The sequence below is a fragment of the Pseudomonadales bacterium genome, assembly GCA_041395665.1.
In the GTDB taxonomy this organism is placed as follows: domain Bacteria; phylum Pseudomonadota; class Gammaproteobacteria; order Pseudomonadales; family UBA7239; genus UBA7239.
Window position 1 is genome coordinate 53,471 of the sequence record JAWLAB010000004.1, and the last position, 17,496, is coordinate 70,966.

At 48.9% G+C, this 17,496-nt stretch carries 14 protein-coding genes and 2 pseudogenes; 7 read left to right on the forward strand and 9 right to left on the reverse strand.

The annotated features are described in order from the left end of the window. Positions 1 to 651, forward strand: a pseudogene (gene rnhB / locus R3E63_06935) (ribonuclease HII). Between the two features lie 118 nt (positions 652 to 769). Here the strand turns inward: rnhB and R3E63_06940 are convergent. The 3 genes from R3E63_06940 to R3E63_06950 form a co-directional block, all read right to left on the reverse strand. Further along, positions 770 to 1,225, reverse strand: coding sequence for a hypothetical protein (locus R3E63_06940; GenBank protein MEZ5539674.1), 456 nt, complete (start codon positions 1,223 to 1,225; stop codon positions 770 to 772). A 259-nt stretch (positions 1,226 to 1,484) separates the two neighbouring features. After that, complete coding sequence (locus R3E63_06945; GenBank protein MEZ5539675.1) at positions 1,485 to 1,937, reverse strand: DUF1631 family protein; 453 nt, start codon at positions 1,935 to 1,937, stop codon at positions 1,485 to 1,487. Next, complete coding sequence (locus tag R3E63_06950) at positions 1,934 to 2,218, reverse strand: hypothetical protein (GenBank protein ID MEZ5539676.1); 285 nt, start codon at positions 2,216 to 2,218, stop codon at positions 1,934 to 1,936. Before R3E63_06950 ends, R3E63_06945 begins: the two co-directional genes overlap by 4 nt. An 837-nt stretch (positions 2,219 to 3,055) precedes the next feature. On the opposite strand from R3E63_06950, the pseudogene dnaE reads away from it, so the two are divergent. The 4 genes and pseudogenes from dnaE (at position 3,056) to R3E63_06970 (ending at position 9,433) form a co-directional block, all read left to right on the forward strand. Next, a pseudogene (dnaE, locus tag R3E63_06955) lies at positions 3,056 to 6,577 on the forward strand (DNA polymerase III subunit alpha). A 23-nt stretch (positions 6,578 to 6,600) separates the two neighbouring features. Continuing rightward, positions 6,601 to 7,551 (forward strand): acetyl-CoA carboxylase carboxyltransferase subunit alpha, encoded by a 951-nt coding sequence (locus tag R3E63_06960; protein ID MEZ5539677.1) that lies wholly within the window; start codon positions 6,601 to 6,603, stop codon positions 7,549 to 7,551. A gap of 27 nt (positions 7,552 to 7,578) precedes the next feature. Continuing rightward, positions 7,579 to 8,904, forward strand: a complete 1,326-nt coding sequence (gene tilS, locus R3E63_06965) for a tRNA lysidine(34) synthetase TilS (GenBank protein ID MEZ5539678.1) — start codon at positions 7,579 to 7,581, stop codon at positions 8,902 to 8,904. Between the two features lie 28 nt (positions 8,905 to 8,932). Beyond that, positions 8,933 to 9,433 carry a Dps family protein gene (locus R3E63_06970; protein MEZ5539679.1) on the forward strand — a complete coding sequence of 167 codons (501 nt, stop codon included), beginning with the start codon at positions 8,933 to 8,935 and terminating at the stop codon, positions 9,431 to 9,433. 3 nt (positions 9,434 to 9,436) lie between these two features. On the opposite strand, the gene R3E63_06975 is transcribed toward R3E63_06970, so the two are convergent. From R3E63_06975 to R3E63_06990, 4 genes are all read right to left on the reverse strand, one after another. Beyond that, positions 9,437 to 10,303, reverse strand: coding sequence for a LysR substrate-binding domain-containing protein (locus tag R3E63_06975; protein MEZ5539680.1), 867 nt, complete (start codon positions 10,301 to 10,303; stop codon positions 9,437 to 9,439). A 15-nt stretch (positions 10,304 to 10,318) separates the two neighbouring features. Next, positions 10,319 to 11,869 (reverse strand): alkyl hydroperoxide reductase subunit F, encoded by a 1,551-nt coding sequence (ahpF, locus tag R3E63_06980; protein MEZ5539681.1) that lies wholly within the window; start codon positions 11,867 to 11,869, stop codon positions 10,319 to 10,321. A gap of 173 nt (positions 11,870 to 12,042) precedes the next feature. Further along, a complete protein-coding gene (ahpC, locus tag R3E63_06985; protein ID MEZ5539682.1) occupies positions 12,043 to 12,609 on the reverse strand; it encodes an alkyl hydroperoxide reductase subunit C in 567 nt (188 codons plus the stop codon). A gap of 98 nt (positions 12,610 to 12,707) precedes the next feature. Further along, positions 12,708 to 13,787 carry an AI-2E family transporter gene (locus R3E63_06990; protein MEZ5539683.1) on the reverse strand — a complete coding sequence of 360 codons (1,080 nt, stop codon included), beginning with the start codon at positions 13,785 to 13,787 and terminating at the stop codon, positions 12,708 to 12,710. Positions 13,788 to 13,882: 95 nt separating this feature from the next. Here R3E63_06990 and R3E63_06995 point away from each other — a divergent pair, with 95 nt between their 5' ends. After that, positions 13,883 to 14,503, forward strand: coding sequence for a dUTP diphosphatase (locus tag R3E63_06995; GenBank protein MEZ5539684.1), 621 nt, complete (start codon positions 13,883 to 13,885; stop codon positions 14,501 to 14,503). Positions 14,504 to 14,508: 5 nt separating this feature from the next. Here the strand turns inward: R3E63_06995 and R3E63_07000 are convergent, their stop codons facing one another. Both R3E63_07000 and R3E63_07005 read right to left on the reverse strand, forming a co-directional pair. Continuing rightward, on the reverse strand, positions 14,509 to 15,222 hold the full coding sequence (locus tag R3E63_07000) for an acyltransferase (GenBank protein ID MEZ5539685.1): 714 nt from the start codon (positions 15,220 to 15,222) through the stop codon (positions 14,509 to 14,511). Between the two features lie 20 nt (positions 15,223 to 15,242). Next, entirely contained in the window at positions 15,243 to 16,910 is a 1,668-nt protein-coding gene (locus R3E63_07005) for a LysM peptidoglycan-binding domain-containing protein (protein ID MEZ5539686.1), read from the reverse strand. A gap of 141 nt (positions 16,911 to 17,051) precedes the next feature. Between R3E63_07005 and R3E63_07010 the strand changes: the two genes are divergently transcribed. Then, positions 17,052 to 17,489, forward strand: a complete 438-nt coding sequence (locus R3E63_07010) for an NADH-quinone oxidoreductase subunit A (protein ID MEZ5539687.1) — start codon at positions 17,052 to 17,054, stop codon at positions 17,487 to 17,489. Positions 17,490 to 17,496 lie beyond the last annotated feature (7 nt).

Below are 17,496 nucleotides of genomic sequence, written 5' to 3' on the forward strand. Positions count from 1 at the left end.
GTGAACGAAGCATATATCTGTTCTTACCAAGATGTTTTGTTGGCCGGCGTGGACGAAGTGGGGCGCGGGCCATTAGTGGGAGATGTGGTGACGGCTGCCGTAATTTTGAATCCAGAAAAGCCTATTAAAGGATTGGCTGATTCAAAAAAAATTAGCGAAAAAAAGCGTGAAGCTTTATTTGATGAGATTCAAGAAAAAGCATTGTGCTGGTCGATTGCTCGCGCAACACCAGCAGAAATTGACGCACTAAATATTTTGCAGGCCAGTTTGTTGGCAATGAAGCGAGCTGTTGAAGCACTACAAATACAACCGGAATTTGTTTTGGTGGATGGCAATCGTTTACCGCAATGGCACTATTCGGCAGAAGCGGTAGTGAAAGGCGATAGCCGCGTGCCGGTAATCAGTGCGGCTTCTATTTTGGCAAGGTGCAACGCGATCGGGAAATGTCTGTGCTGGATCTGCAATATCCAGACTATGGTTTTGCGATACATAAAGGCTACCCCACCGTGCGGCACATGGAGGCGCTGCAGCGTTTGGGGGCAACACCATTATCGAAAATCCTACGCGCCGGTCAAGCGTGTTATTTGCGCAGGGCTGAATAACAGATTCCAGTGCGCGATCAAAAAAGATGGAGTCATCCACGATTTCTAATTCTCCACAGCGCAACAATTCGGCAACCTCTGGCTTTTTGGCAGTAATAATTTTTGCGCCTTCACGGTTTACCAAAAAATATAGTTGCCGTTGTGTTTGATAACGGCGAGCTTTATTTTTAGTTTATCGTGCGTCGCATTACTGAGCCTAAACCATGTGTCAGCGCGCAACATGTCGGCTTGCTTATCAAAAATATCTTCGACAGAAAAATCTTCGTCTTGTGAAATTTCATCTTCAAAGTCATCTCGTCATCTATTTCTGGCAGGCTGTCTGTAATGATTTCGCCGTCAAAGGTGGTGTCATCTTCAGTAGATGGAGAGGGGGATGTATTACTTGTTTCAAAAATAACAGCTTCTTGAGTAATCGCTGGCGGTGGTTCAATTGGCTGTGTGTGTTGGCCGTAGGAATCGGCTCTGATTGGGTTTCCTGAACGCTTCAGAACAACGCTAACAGCGTTGGACAGTGCTTCGGCTGCACGAGCTGCTGCTTGTTCTAACTCGGCTGCTTTTGCGCTAGCCTCTGCGGCGGCAGCTGATTTGATCTTTGATGGACTGTTGGCTGTTGTGGAATTCATCCCGTAGACCTTTCAGTGTTGCTTCTTCATTTGATAGCTCAAGGCCTATGTGAATTACCCGTTGCCAAACAATTGCCTCTGCAACAGCGCTAAATTCGGTATCGAGGTTTTCTGCTCTAAAGAAAAATTAGCAAATCATCAAGTGTTTTTCTGGCTTTTGTTGTTCTTCTGATAGAGAAAGTCATCATCGCGATTAATGTGAAAAATAAAACATGCTGCCAGTATTCTTTAGAGAAATGTAGCTGTGTGTTCTGGTGCTTTATAGCGAAATTTTCTTCAGTATGGTTTTTTCAGCAGTTTCACGCGCGGCTTCTGTTCTAGCCTTCTGGACTCCGCTTGAATGATGCGCTCTTCCAAGAAGTGCCGATCGTTGCTTCTCTCTCTCAAGAAAATCTTTCAGTGTGATAAGTTTTTCTTCGAAAATTTCTTCGTGCTGTTCTATGGATGTACTTGATAAACTTGATGCATTGATATCGTCAACAATCGAGGATATTTTTTTGTAAAAGGGATCTTTGCTGATGTTTTGTTTGGGAGTCCACTGTGTGCCTACCTGAGCGATCTCGTTGATTAATTCTTGTGCAGAGTTGTCAGGGTTGGCAAAAAAATCTTGGTTCTGAACGGCAAGTTTTAGGATGGGAGCTTGTAGTTCATCGATGAGTGGTTTGATGGGGGCTGCAATTTGCTCCTCGTTCTGCAAGCGATCAAACATCATAGAGAGTAATGAAATAGAGTTTTGTGTTTGAGTGTCGAAAGCGCCTTGGACTGCATATCGCTAGCACTGGCGAGTTTCTCAGCCAGTGATTGGTTGATTTCTGGGAGTTCGCGATACCCCGTCTCGCTATTAACTTGAGCGGTGTTGGTGATGCTATTGATGGCTTCAAAAATGTCTTCTTTGGTGGCTAAAGTGCCCCCTGTTGTTCCTGTAACAATGTGTTTGTTGAGCTCTGTATTCGATGCTGCGGCGCAGGCCACCAATGCTTTGATCGAAAGCATGAGGTCTTCATTGCTGATGCTGGTATCTGCATCTTGTTTTTTTCCCGTGATACCTCTTCGATTAGGTTTTTGCGTATTTCACGCGCTTTGTCTTGATTTTTTCTCGTATCGCTGGCTGACATCATCCATGTCTAATCGAGGGGAGAATATGCTGCTTAATGAGAAGTTGGTTGATGTGTTGATCCACTGTGGATAAGCAGCTTTAGTGCTTTGCCCCAGTTAGTCATTGCTGCATCACTCGCATTTTTGCTGGGCTGCAATGCGTCACAGCATTGATGAAATACTGTGGTGAGGTGTTTTGCTGTGAGTGGGTTAGTTGCTTCGCTCTATGGTGATGCCAGCAAGGCGTTCTAAACGCATGCTAAGGCAGTCAACATCATGTTGATGCTCGTCTTGCAATGTATTTGCATAAACGATCAATCATGATTTGCGCTTCTAGCAAATCAGTATCCATTAGCAGATATTTGCTGATGCGAGCTTCTAGCTCTTCGCGGGAGTTGCCAGCTCTTTTGGCTTCGGTATCTTTTTATCCTCAGGTTTTTCGCGGCATTTGCAAATTGTTCGGAAAGACTTTTAAATTGTTGAATAAAAATCCACTTTTGTCCTGAATAGGCTCTCCTTCGTTTTTTGTTCAAATTGACGAAAACAGGGCTGCTGGACTTTATGGCGGTAGGCAGTACTAAAGCAACGGTTGCTCAATTTTTGTAGTTTGTGCGACAGTGGCTTGCTCATGATTCGTCCATATTGATCAGTAAAAGCGGAATAGAGAAACTGGTTGAGGTATATTGGTGAGCTGCCGCCTAGGGTATATAGAGCATTTATCGGTTGGATGAAATTGTGAGCGCCTCGACATTTATCCACTTGCGTCTGCACGGAATATTCGTTAGTTGATGGCTTGGTGACAACCAAAGCCTTGACGACACGCCTGCGTGCGCAAGAGATGCCAGCAGTTGCCATCACGGATCTGTGCAATTTTTACGGCTTGATCAAGTGTTATAAGGAACTGCAGTCTAAAGGCATCAAACTCATTATCGGCAGTGATCTGTGGTTGAGTGATGGTGAAGATGTGGCGCATCCGTCATGGTCACAGCATTGGCGCAGAACGATCAGGGTTATCGCAATCTCACGCAATTGATTTCTCGTGCTTATCAACACGGACAATCACAAGGCCGCGCTGTGGTGCAGCGACAATGGCTGAGTGAGTTAAATGATGGCTTGATCATGCTCTCTGGTGGTAAGCAGGGTGACATCGGTCGCGCTCTGTTGTCGGGAAATATTGATGAAGCTCGTATTCTGCTTAGTGCGTGGCAAAAAGATTTTCCTCATCGTTTTTATTTGGAAGTACAGCGCACGGATCGTGTCGGTGATGAGCAGTATTTGCATGCTGCAGTGGCTTTGGCAGCAGAAAAAAACTGTCCGCTCGTTGCAACCAATGATGTGCGTTTTATTGCGCAAGAAGATTTTGAAGCGCATGAAGTGCGTGTCTGTATCAATGACGGTCGTACGCTGGATGATCCGCGCCGTGAGCGCCGTTATAGCGAAGAACAATATCTAAAATCTGCACAAGAAATGCAGGAATTATTCGGCGATTTGCCGCAGGCCTTAGCCAATACCGTTGAGATAGCAAAGCGCTGTAATGTGGTGTTGCAGTTGGGCAAACCGTGTTTGCCGAATTACCCCGTGCCGGAAGGTTTGACGATTGAGCAGTTTTTTGAACAAGTTTCGCGTGCGGGTTTAGAAGAGCGCTTGCCAAAATTATTGCCAGAAGGCTCTGATCCTGATGGCAGCCGTCGAAAAGTGTATGAAGATCGCCTCGCCTTTGAATTGAATGTTATCAATCAAATGCAATTCCCTGGCTACTTTTTGGTGGTGATGGATTTCATTCAGTGGGCAAAAAACAATGGTATTCCTGTGGGGCCTGGGCGCGGTTCGGGTGCCGGTTCTTTGGTGGCTTACGCCTTAAAAATTACCGATTTGGATCCACTGGCTTACGATTTGCTGTTCGAGCGATTTTTGAATCCAGAGCGGGTGTCGATGCCCGATTTTGATATCGACTTTTGCACGGAAGGTCGCGATCGCGTAATCAGCTATGTCGCCGATACTTACGGTCGCGATGCGGTTTCACAAATTATTACCTTCGGTACCATGGCGGCGAAAGCGGTGGTGCGCGATGTGGCGCGGGTGCAGGGCAAGTCTTACGGCTTGGCGGATAAATTATCCAAAATGATTCCGTTTGAAGTGGGTATGACACTGGAAAAAGCGATCACCAGTGAAGAAATCTTGCGTGATTTTTTAACAAACGATACCGATGCCAAAGAAATTTGGGATATGGCAGTGCAGTTGGAAGGCTTGACGCGTAATGTCGGCAAACACGCGGGAGGTGTAGTGATTGCGCCCACACAGTTGACGGATTTTTCGCCACTGTATTGTGATGAATCTGGCGGCGGTTTGGTCACGCAGTTTGATAAAAACGATGTGGAAGAAGCGGGCTTGGTGAAGTTTGATTTCTTGGGTTTGCGCACGCTGACCATCATTGATTGGGCGATGAAAATCATCAATGCGGTGCGTAAAAAAAATGATGAAGTAGCACTGGATATTGTTGATATTCCACTGGATGACAAAATCACCTACGACTTGCTAAAAAAAGCGCAAACGACAGCGGTATTCCAGTTGGAATCTTCTGGCATGAAAGGTTTGATTCAAAAACTACAGCCAGATTGTTTTGAAGATTTGATTGCCTTGGTGGCTTTGTATCGCCCAGGGCCGCTGGAATCTGGCATGGTGGATGATTTCGTCAATCGTAAACACCGTCGCGCAGCGGTCGCGTATCCCACGGTAGAATTGCATCACGATGATTTAGAGCCTGTTTTGCGGCCTACTTACGGCGTTATTGTTTATCAAGAACAGGTTATGCAAATCGCACAGGTGATGGCAAATTACTCGTTGGGCGGTGCAGATATGTTGCGCCGCGCCATGGGTAAAAAAGATCCAGAAAAAATGGCGAAAGAGCGCGGCAAGTTTATGGAAGGCGCTTCTGCGCGCGGTATCAGTGAAGCGCAATCCGGCGGCTTGTTTGATTTGATGGAAAAATTTGCTGGTTACGGTTTCAACAAATCGCACTCGGCGGCGTACGCTTTGGTGTCGTATCAAACGGCGTGGTTGAAAGCACATTACCCCGCTGAATTTATGGCGGCGACGATGTCGTCGGATATGGATAAAACCGACAAAGTCGTGACATTCATTGAAGAATGTCGCGCGATGGGGCTCACGCTGTTACCACCCGATGTAAACAGCGGTGATTTTCATTTCACGGTAGATGAATCCTCACGCATTGTGTACGGTTTGGGTGCAATCAAAGGTTTGGGCGAAGGCGCGATTGAATCCATTGTTGAATCGCGTCGCGCTGGCGGTGCGTTCGCTGATTTATTTGATTTTTGTGCGCGTGTCGATCAACACAAATTGAATAAACGCGCGTTGGAAGCTTTGGTGCGCTGCGGTGCGTTGGATAATTTAATTGCAGACAGCAATATTGATCGCGCGCGTGCTGTGTTGATGGCGGCATTGCCTGATGCGGTGCAAGCGTCCGATCAAAAACACAAAAACCAAAGTGCAGGTATGGCCGATTTATTTGGCGATGTGGTTTCAACCGCTGCAGAAGCTAGTGGCGATGTCTACGCGGATTACCGCGCTGTGGCAGCGCTGTTGATGCGCGATCGTTTGCAAGGTGAGAAAGACACGCTCGGTTTGTACCTCACGGGGCATCCTGTGGAGGAATATCAAGACGAGTTGAAGGTGTTGGTGAAACGCCGCATTGCCGACATCGAGCCTGAGCGCGCGTCACAGCGCGTGGCGGGCTTGGTGGTGGATGTGCGCGTGCGCAAAACCAAGAGCGGTAAAAACATTGCCAGCGTACTGTTGGATGATCGCAGTGGGCGCATCGAAGCGACGGTTTTTGCTGAGGAATACGACCGTGTGCGCAGCAAGTTAGAGTTAGGGCGCTTACTGATGGTTGAGGGTGTGGTCAGCCGCGATGAGTACCGCAATGGCTTGGCACTTCGCGCATCACAAGTGCGTGATTTTATTGAGGTGCGCGCCGAGCAAGCGCGCTATTTGCAGATTCACCTTGATGCTGAGACACTGACCTCGCTACAGAGCGGGCGAGAGCCTGCGGTCGCTTTGCTGGGCAAGTTGGTGCAGCCGCATCGCCCCGGAGGGTGTCGCTTGCAGTTCCTTTATCAAGGGCAGCGCGCTAAAGGGGAGTTGGTTGCTGGTGAGGCTTGGCAAGTGAGCCCTACCGATGAATTGTTACGCAGCTTGCGCGCCCGCTTGGGGTTCGCTGCTTTACGAGTGCAGTATTAACTGCGTAGTGAGTGGAGTAATCAGTGGCTTATAACTATCTTCAATTTGAACAACCCATCGCAGAACTGGAAGCCAAAATCGAAGAGCTTCAGTTAGTGGGCAATGATTCTGGCATCAACATCGCCGATGAATTAGGAAAATTGCGCGAGAAAAGCCGCAAGCAAACTGAAAAAATTTACAGCGATCTCAGTGCATGGCAAGTGGTGCAAGTGGCGCGCCATCCACAGCGCCCTTACACCTTGGATTACATTCCACATCTATTTACTGATTTTGATGAGTTACACGGTGATCGTCGTTTTGGTGATGACAAATCCATCATCGGCGGTGTTGCGCGTTTGGATGGCAAGCCGGTGCTGGTGATCGGTCAGGAAAAAGGTCGCACGGTACAAGAAAAAGTGGCGCGCAATTTTGGTATGCCAAAACCGGAAGGCTATCGCAAAGCCTTGCGCTTGATGGAAATGGCAGAGCGGTTTCGCTTACCAGTTTTGACTTTGATTGATACACCAGGGGCATATCCTGGCATTGATTCAGAAGAACGCGGCATTTCTGAAGCGATTGCACAAAATCTCGCCGTGATGTCTCGTTTGCGCACGCCGATGATTTGCACCGTGATTGGTGAAGGCAGTTCCGGTGGTGCGTTGGGCATCGGTATTGGCGACCAAATCAATATGCTGCAATACGCGACTTATTTTGTGATTTCACCGGAAGGTTGCGCCAATATTATTTGGAAAACGGCAGAAAAAGCGCCGCTAGCTGCTGAAGCCATGGGTGTAACTTCGTCCACTTTGTTGGAGCTGGGAATAGTGGATCATGTGATTCCTGAACCTTTGGGTGGCGCGCATCGCGATGTAGCAGAAATGGCCATACGACTACGCGATACTTTGGTACAACAACTGGATGTTTTGCAGCAAAAAACGGTGGATGCGTTGTTAGAACAGCGCTATCAGCGTTTAATGAGCTTCGGTAATCCTTAATCATCTGATTGCGAGAAGGATCTTTGGATGAGTGATGCACTGCGCGAATTATTGAGAGAAAAGCTAGAAGGCGTTCACGATGCAGAACGATTTTTAGTGGCTTACAGTGGCGGCGCAGATTCTCATGCTTTGTTACATGCTGTTGTTTCATTGGATTTGCCACAAGAAATTGTTGCCTTGCATGTCAATCACGGTTTGAGCCCCAATGCCGATGCGTGGCAAGCGCATTGTGCTGAAGTGGCAAAAAAATTAGGCATCAGTTTTTATGCCGAGCGTGTTGCGGTGATACGCAATGGTAGCGGTTTAGAAAATGCAGCGCGCCAAGCGCGTTACGATATTTTTTCCAGTCGCGTGGATTACTGTGATGTGTTGTTGATGGCGCATCACGCAGACGATCAAATAGAAACTTTTTTTCTGCGGTTATTGCGCGGCTCTGGTGTGCGCGGTTTAGGTGGTATGCCGGAGTGGCGTACCTTGGGTGGTGGTAGTTTGTATCGACCTTGGTTGTCGCGCCCACAAGCGGAATTGCGAGAGTACGCGATACAACACCAATTGAACTGGGTGGAGGATGAATCTAATTGTGATCTGCAGTTTGATCGCAATTATTTGCGCGAACAAGTACTGCCAGTTTTGAATGCACGCTGGCCACAAGCGGGCCATTCCATTGCGCGCAGCATGGCGTGGTGTGGCGAAGCCGATGCAGTAAATGATGAACTGGCAGAAATTGATTTTTTTGCCTGTTACCCGCATTCGGAGCGTTTTGGTTTTTCACTGGCTTATGCGTATTTGTTAGGTTTGTCGCGCGCGCGGCGTCGCAATGTGTTGCGTTTATGGTTTTTGCGTTATGGCGTGTCTGTGCCAGGCCATAAAATTTTAGATGCAATTCAAGAACAGATAATTCATTCACGCGCTGACGCATCGCCGCAAATTACTTGGGATGAATGGCAGTGCCGTCGCTATCAAGGTCGTATTTATGTGATGCCGCAGTTGCCGCCGATGGATTGTGAGCGTATTTGGCAATGCAGCGTCGATGACTTATTGAGTAACGCCAGTTTTGGGCAGTTATCGTTTTCCTCGGTATGTGGTCAAGGGATGCGTTTAGATAACGCAAGACCGTTGACGGTCAGCTTTGCGCGCGAAGGTATTCGTTGTCGTCCACATGGGCGTGGGCATTCGCAATCCTTAAAAAAATTATTTCAAGAATGTGCTATTCCACCTTGGCTGCGTGAACGCACACCGCTGATCTACCAAGATGAGCAGTTGTTGGCAGTCGGTGATTGGTGGATTTGCGCAGATGCGATGGTACAAGAGCACGAAGTGGGCTACTTGCCGCAATGGGAGTTGTCAGCCTAAAAAATTTTCCGTCACGAGAGGTAGTGTTATGAGCAAGAAAACTTCTACAAAAGCTGTTGTGATTGATATTGGCATCAGCGAAAAAGATCGCGAAGCGATTGCTAAAGGCTTGAGTCATTTATTGGCAGATACTTACACCTTGTATCTCACCACGCACAATTTCCATTGGAATGTCACGGGTGTGATGTTTAACACGCTGCATGTAATGTTTATGCAGCAATACACTGAGTTGTGGAATGCGGTTGATCCGATTGCTGAGCGTATTCGTTCACTCGGCCATATCGCCCCTGGCGGTTATGCCGCGTTTGGCAAATTGGCATCCCTGCCGGATGCGCCATCAACACCACCAAAAGCCTTGGAGATGGTAAAAATTTTGGCGCAAGGTCATGAAGCGGTGGCACGCACTGCGCGTAAATTATTTCCTTGTGTGGATAAAGCTAGCGATGAACCAACAGCCGATTTGCTGACGCAGCGCATTGCAATTCACGAACAAACCGCGTGGATGTTGCGCGCACTGTTGGAAGAATAATTCTTACTGCAGCAGTGCTAGCAGCTTATCGATTACCGCGCGTCGCACGGAAGTTTTGCGCCACACCAGCGCAATCGTGCGATGCGGCGCGGGATCTTGAAACGGCACATAGTGAATGCCTTGCTCATTGGGTTGAATGGCAATGTTGGGCATAAAAGTAATACCCGTTCCCGCTTTTACCATTTGCCGCAGTGTTTCTAAGCTGGTGGCGCGAAAATCTTGTTCTTCCTCTGAACCCGCCAAATGGCACACTTCTAAAGCTTGATCGCGCAAACAGTGCCCTTCTTCCAGTAGCAATAATTTTTCACCGTGTATATCAGATTGATTAATCTGTTTACATTTGGCCAGTGAGTGTGTCGGTGGTACAGCGAGTAAAAACGCATCATCAAACAGCGTGTGTACTTCGAGATGGTCATCGTGAATAGGCAGAGCTAACAGTGCCGCATCCAATTCGCCGCGTTTTAATCTATCCAGCAGCGCCTGTGTTTTTTCTTCGATGAGCACTAACTTCAGTTGTGGTAATGCTTTGGTGATTTTAGGCACTAAAGCTGGGAAAAGATAAGTGGAAAGTGTAGGAAATGCACCGAGGCGAAAACGCCCCGCTAATGGATCTTTCGAGCTTTTGGCAACATCGTGCATGATGTCTACTTGGTGCAAAATTTTGCGCGCCAAACTCACAATCTGTTCGCCAGTTTCTGTAGGAATAACGCGCTTGTTGTTGCGTTCAAACAGCGTGATACCCAGTGTTTCTTCCAGCTTGCGAATTTGATTCGACAGCGTGGGCTGGCTGACAAAACATTTATCAGCCGCTTGACTGAAATTGCGCAGATCCGCCACGGCTACTAAATACTGCAAATCGCGCAAATTCATAATCAGCGCCTCCCTTTACTGTCGAATCATGTGATCAAACGCACCGAGTGCAGCAGTCGCCCCTGCACCCATGGCGATGATGATTTGCTTGAACGGTACCGTCGTGGCATCACCGGCGGCAAATACACCAGCCATGGATGTTGCACCGCGCGTATCAATTTCAATTTCGCCGCGATTGCTCAACGCCACTGCGCTGTCTTTTAACCAATCAGTGTTAGGCACTAAACCAATTTGAACAAAGATGCCTTCCAATTCAACGCGATGTGTTTCACCGCTGTTGCGATCTTTATAAGTCAAACCGTTCACTTTTTTATCATCGCCATTCACTTCCGTTGTTTGTGCGGATGTGATGACCGTAATATTGGGCAAGCTGTACAATTTTTTCTGCAACACAGCATCGGCGCGCAACTCTGTATCAAATTCCAACACGGTGACATGCGAAACTACTCCCGCCAAATCGATTGCCGCTTCGATGCCAGAATTCCCGCCGCCGATGACTGCCACGCGTTTGCCTTTGAATAAAGGGCCGTCGCAGTGCGGGCAGTAAGCAACACCGCGTCCGCGATATTCTTTTTCGCCTGGCACATTCATTTCGCGCCAGCGTGCGCCGGTGGCAAGAATCACAGCTTTACTTCTTACGCTTGCGCCGTTGGCGAGAGACACTTCAATCATGTTGTCGCGTGTGTGCAAAGCAGTCGCGCGTTGCAAATTCATGATATCGACATTGTAGCTGCGCACATGTTGTTCCAGCGCCGCTGCCATTTTGGGACCTTCTGTTGCAGGTACAGAAATAAAGTTTTCGATCGCCATGGTATCGAGCACTTGTCCGCCGAAGCGTTCTGCCACTACGCCCGTACGAATACCTTTGCGCGCAGCGTAAACCGCTGCGGCCGCACCGGCTGGACCACCACCGACAATCAACATATCGAATGCTTCTTTTTCGGCGATTTTTTTCGCGGCTTTTGCAGCGCTGTTTTTATCCAATTTCGCCAACACTTCATCCAGTTCAATCAAGCCTTGACCAAATTGCTCGCCGTTCAAATACACGGTGGGTACCGCCATGATTTGACGATCGTTCACTTCGTCTTGAAACAAAGCGCCGTCGATCATGGTGTGACAAATGCGCGGATTTAACGCTGCCATCACATTGAGTGTTTGCACGACTTCAGGACAAATTTGGCAGCTCAAGGAAATATAAGTCTCAAATTCAGCATCCACTTCCAAGGCTTGGATTTGCGCCATTTGTTCTTCAGTGATTTTGGGTGCGCGGCCGCCGGTTTGTAACAACGCCAAAATCAAAGAAGTGAATTCGTGGCCGAGTGGGATGCCAGCAAAGCGAATGCGTGCGGCTTCGCCTGCACGGGCGACGCTGAATGAGGGGGCGCGGTGCGAGTTACTTTCATCGTCACGCAAAGTAATTTTGTCAGAAAGCGCAGCAATTTCTTGCAACAACTCGCGCAGCTCCAAGGATGCAGAGGAGCTATCGAGCGTCATCTCCAAGGCAATGGGGTTCTCTAACAGGGCGATGTACTGTTCAAGCTGGGCTTTGATAGTTGGGTCGAGCATGGCTGTCTCCTCGGTGTTGCTGGGCTTTTGATGTAGCCACTGTAGGCTACATCTATCAATATTTAAAATGGATTGTTTTGATGAATACGATAGTTAATAGTTATTTACTTGGTTGATGCAAGAAAAAGCCCGAGCAAGTCGGGCTTTCTCGGTAGAGCTTGAAGGGAGATGGCTTAGATTTTGCCCACCAAATCCAAAGAAGGCTTCAGCGTTTTGTCGCCTTCTTTCCATTTTGCAGGGCACACTTCGCCATCGTGTGAGGCAACATATTGCGCGGCTTTTACTTTGCGCAACATTTCGCTCGCATCGCGACCGATACCGAGGTCGTGGATTTCACACACTTTGATCACGCCTTCTGGGTTGATCACGAAAGTGCCGCGCAGTGCAAGGCCTGCTTCTTCGATCATCACACCGAAATTGCGAGTGATCGTACCCGTTGGGTCGCCGATCATTGGGTATTTGATTTTCTTGATGGTGTCAGAAGTGTCGTGCCACGCTTTGTGCGTGAAGTGCGTGTCGGTTGAAACGGAATACACTTCAACGCCAATTTTTTGGAACTCAGCGTAGGTGTCAGCCAAATCACCCAATTCGGTAGGGCAGACAAAAGTGAAATCCGCAGGGTAGAAACAGACCACAGACCACTTACCTTTCAGGTCTGCGTCAGAAACTTCTACAAACTTGCCGTTATGGAATGCAGTTGCTTTGAAGGGAAGTACGGTAGTGTTGATCAATGAACTCATGAGAGTCTCCTTGTGAGATCAGTGGGTTGGGTAACCACTATAGGCCGAATAGTAAGTTTTTCAAAATGGATTGTTTTTATGGTTTCAATAGGTTTTGTCTATTGATCTTGAGGCGGTTCGCTAGTGTGCAGCTCTACGCCGTACAACCACTCTTTGACGAGTGAATAACCCAACGCCAACAGCGTGGGGCCGAGAAACACGCCTAGTGCGCCAAATTGAATGGCTCCACCTAGAATGCCCAGCATAATCAAAATAAAAGGTAGATTGCTGTTTTGGCCAATGAGTAGCGGTTTGATGACATTGTCAGCAGAACCGGCGATACCTGCGCACCAAGCCACCATGAAAATCGCCATGTAAATTTGATCATTTTGGTACAACCAGAATGCTGCCGGCCCCCAAATCAAGAAAGAGCCAAAAGGCACGAGCGACAACAAAATGGCGAGAAAAGTGAGTCCTGCGGCTGAAGGAATGCCTGCAATGAACAGCGTGAACCCCACGAGAAAGCCTTGTGCCAATGCAGTACCGAGGATGCCAAATACAACCCCCTGCATGGTGCCGCCAGCAATCGCCAATAAACGCTCTGCGCGGTGATTGCCGCCAGAGATACGGCGCACGCCGGTTTGCAGCCAGAGCGTAACGGAGGGAAGCCCAGCGTAGAAAAACAGCGATACAAAGCAGCTCAGCAGTAGCATGCCTACGCTTTGTCCTGTCACTGCGCCAAATTTGATCAGTCCTTTCACGACAACCATCGCCGCGTCGTTGACTTGTTGGCGCACGGCAGGGTCGCCCAATACCAATTTTTCCCACCATTCTTGAATGGTGGGGCCGACCCAACGAACTCCTACCAGCCACTCGGGCAGTGTCGGCATGCCACCTTGTAAGTGCGAAGTTAAACGGATGACATACGCACTGGTCACGCCACCGAAGCTGAGCACGGCATACATTAGTGGTAGCACCACTAAACAGAAAATAGCGAGTACTAACAGTGAAGCTGACAGCCAGTTGCGACCCCCCAGTTTTTCATTGATAAACCAGTACACATGGCGCGTAGAAAAAACAAAGATAGCTGCCCAAACCAGCGCCGAAGAAAATGGCAGCAAAATCATCACGCAGCCAGCGACGAGTAAGCCTAGTGCAATCAAAGTGGATACGGGTTCGAGTAGGCGGCGTTCGTACACAGCAACATTCCTCTGTTGGTCGTCTTTGTCGATAAATTGGGCAACAAGAGCCGCATGGTAACATGCGCAACATTCATGAAAACGGAGCGTGAGACATGCAGGCACAGATTCTAACCATGCTGACATTGCAAGACAGCATGAACTGTAAAGTGCACCCGCAATGGCGTGAGCAAGGTTACGAATGGCATCGCGCGATTTGGGTGGAGTGTGCGGAATTGATGGATCACTACGGCTGGAAATGGTGGAAAAAACAGCAGCCTGATATTGAACAAGTGCGTTTGGAATTAATCGATATTATGCACTTCGGTTTGAGTAGTTTATTGGCGCAAAACAAGCCTGCTGACGAATTGGCAGATCAATTGGCTGTGGCTTTGTCAGTGCATTATGATAAAAAAGATTTTCGCGCAACTTTGGAAGATTTTGTGCAAGCCACACTCAATCAACGCGCTTTTGTGTTGGATGCTTTCGTGCAGCTGATGGCGGCGGCAGAGTTTGATTTTGATGCGCTATATCGCGGCTATATCGGCAAAAATGTACTGAATTTTTTTCGCCAAGATCATGGCTATAAAGACGGCAGTTATGTGAAAAACTGGGCGGGGCGTGAAGATAACGAACATTTGGTGGAGTTGATGACGAGCTTGGATGCCGCCAGCGATACTTTCAAAGATGAGTTATATGCAGGTTTGTCACAACGCTACAAAAAAATGGTTGGATGAAAACACTAGCGGCGCAGTAGCAGTGATTTAAGCCACTTCCACCAGCTGTTGCCGCTCAACACCCATTTATCAATATCATCAAACTGTTTAGCCAGTGCTTCGGGGTGTGCATAAAACAGCGTGCGTGTGCGAAATTCTGCGTTTACATCCAGTTCTTTGACGATGCGTGCAGGATTGCCAGCTACGATGACATTTGGCGGTACATCTTTCGTCACGACGCTGCATGCGGCGATAATGCTGTTATCGCCAATCGTGACACCTTTTAACACGGTCGCGTGATCGCCCACCCAGACATTGTTGCCAATTCGTACGGGGTAAGCTTGTGCATCGCGCTCAGTGCGATCATAAATACCGTGCCAATCGCAATCCGTAATATATGCGCCGTTGGCAAACATACAGCCATCGCCAATAATAATTTCGTCCGATGCAGAAATACGCACGCCCGGAGAAATCATCACGGCGTCGCCAATGCGGATTGTGCCTTTGTCTTGCTCGCGTCCCCATACGCCGATGCGCACGCGTTGATCGGCTTCTGCAACGATGGTGGGTGATTCGCCGATGTGAATGTTGTCACCAGAAATAACCGTGTACCATGGTTTGGTGATCGTGTGAAACTTGCCGAGAGATGCGCATTCTGGGCGCAAAAAATATTCCGCATACCAGTGGCGAAAACGCAACCAAGTTTTCTTGACGAGGTAAGGGCGCAAATCTTGTTTCATGATGAATTTTTATTGAAAAATTAATCGAGATTCAAATTGATACGCTGCCCCGGCTTGATGACTGCGCTACTTTTGCTAAAGCCATTCCAGCGTTTAATGTCTTCTACAGGGACTTTGTATTTGCGTGAGATCGCCATCAAAGTATCACCACTTTTTACGGTGTAAGTGGTTTTCTTTTTGCTGGTGCTGCTGGCTTTAGATGATGATTTGCTGCTGCGTTCTGTGGCATTGCTGCGGCTCGATGCTTCAAAGGTTTGATGGACGCGTCCGTCGCTAGTTGATGTGGAGCGGCTGCGTTTGCTTGATGCACCGGAGGCTTTGCTAGATGAGCTGCTAGACAACGCCAGCGTCTGCCCGAGCTTAAGCGTATCGCTGGCGCCGAGCCCATTGAGTTGACGCAAAGTGCTGGCGCTGACGCCTGTGCGTTTAGCAACAGACCACAGCGTATCCCCTGATTTAACGGTATAGCTGCGAGTGCTGCCGCCGCTGTTACTGCCACTGCTGCGAATGATGCTGGCGCTGCTGGTACTGCCGTTGGAGGATTTGTTTTTGGGGTTGCGCGCGGCTTTGTCTTCCAATGCCTGTACATGCGGGTTGAAAGAGTCGGTAGTATTGGCGCTGGTGTTGGGCATCAAGTCGCTGCTGCTCATATTGGCAATGCGTTCTTGCAGGTCATTGGCTTGATCGATAGGAACCAGTAGGCGATAAGGCCCCCCTGGTGGTGTTGCCCAGCGGCTGATGCCTGGGTTCAGCAGGTGCATTTCGTCGCTGTCGACTTGCGCCAAATCCGCCGCAAAACCGACATCAATCTGCCCGCTGAAGTGCACTTCAGCAAAGTAGGGCAGGTCGGGAATATACGCCCAGTTGATGCCATAGGTTTCTGGGTGCTGACTGATCTGTGCCAGCGCCAGCAACTTAGGCACATAGGCGGCAGTTTCCGCGGGAACATCCAAACTCCAGTAGTCGGTGGGCAGACCGCGTGCTCTGTTTTTGGCGACGGCTTTGTCGATAGTTCCCCAGCCCGCGTTGTAGGCGGCCAGTGCTTTTAGCCAGTCGCCGTCGTAGTGGTCGCGTAGAAAGACTAGGTAGTCGAGTGCTTTGTTGGTGGCGACGGGGATATCGCGACGCGAGTCATACCACCAGTTCATGTCCATCTTTAAATGCTTGGCGGTGCCAGGGATGAACTGCCACAGGCCTGAGGCGTTGCTGGTAGAGACAGCAAATGGGTTGTACGCGCTTTCAACGATGGGCAACAGTGCCAGCTCACCTGGCAAGTTGCGTGCCTCTAACTGACCTGCCACATAGTGCAGATAGCGTGAAGCGCGCGCGGATACACGGTTTAGGTAAGCTTGATGGCTGGTATACCACCGGCGCTCGGTGAGGATGCGAGGGTTGGTGGTGCTATTGGGTAATTGGTAGCGACTTTCTATCCGGCGCCACAGGCTGGGAGCGAGGGCTGGAGCTCTGCGCCATTCGGCGCGGCACTGCTTGCCATCACTTTGCACATTGTAAGAAAAAAGTGAAAAGTGGAATTTTCGATACGCATTCTTACCACTTTTATCCGACAACGATTCACAGCCAGCCAGCACCAAAAAGGCGAAGCCGAATAATAGGATGCGGGCGAGCAAAGTGCGGGAGGGGTTCATCAGTGCGTCACAAAAAACGGTCAAGAATTGTCGGGCATTCATAGGTATTTTTCCAGCCCGTTATTTGGATAGAGAGGCGAGTTGGCGACTCAGAACCCTGTGCAAGGCAGGGGCTTTTGGGTAACATGGCGACCACTTATTGGTTTATTTTTTCCTCTTGGAGCCCATGTGTCTGTTGCTGCACTGGACAAGGTAGAAATTCTCGCCCACAACTGGTCTTTTGGTATTTTTCTGCTCGTCATCGCCGTTATCTGCGTGCTGATGTTGGGTGTGTCATGGTTGGTGGGTGGGCGATATCGCGGTCGCGCCAAAAATGATCCGTTTGAGTCTGGGGTCGTATCCGTTGGTAGTGCGCGTTTGCGCTTTTCCGCCAAGTTTTATCTCACAGCGATGTTTTTTGTTATTTTCGATGTGGAAGCGCTCTTTCTGTACGCATGGGCTGTGTCTGTGCGTGAATCTGGATGGGTCGGCTTTATCGAAGCCTTGATTTTTATCGTCGTACTGCTGGCTGGCTTGGTCTATGTTTGGCGGATTGGTGCGTTGGATTGGGCGCCAGAATCACGCCGCAAGCGTACACAAAACCCAGTTGATGCTGCTCGCGATACACCGACTCATTCGTAACACTGCT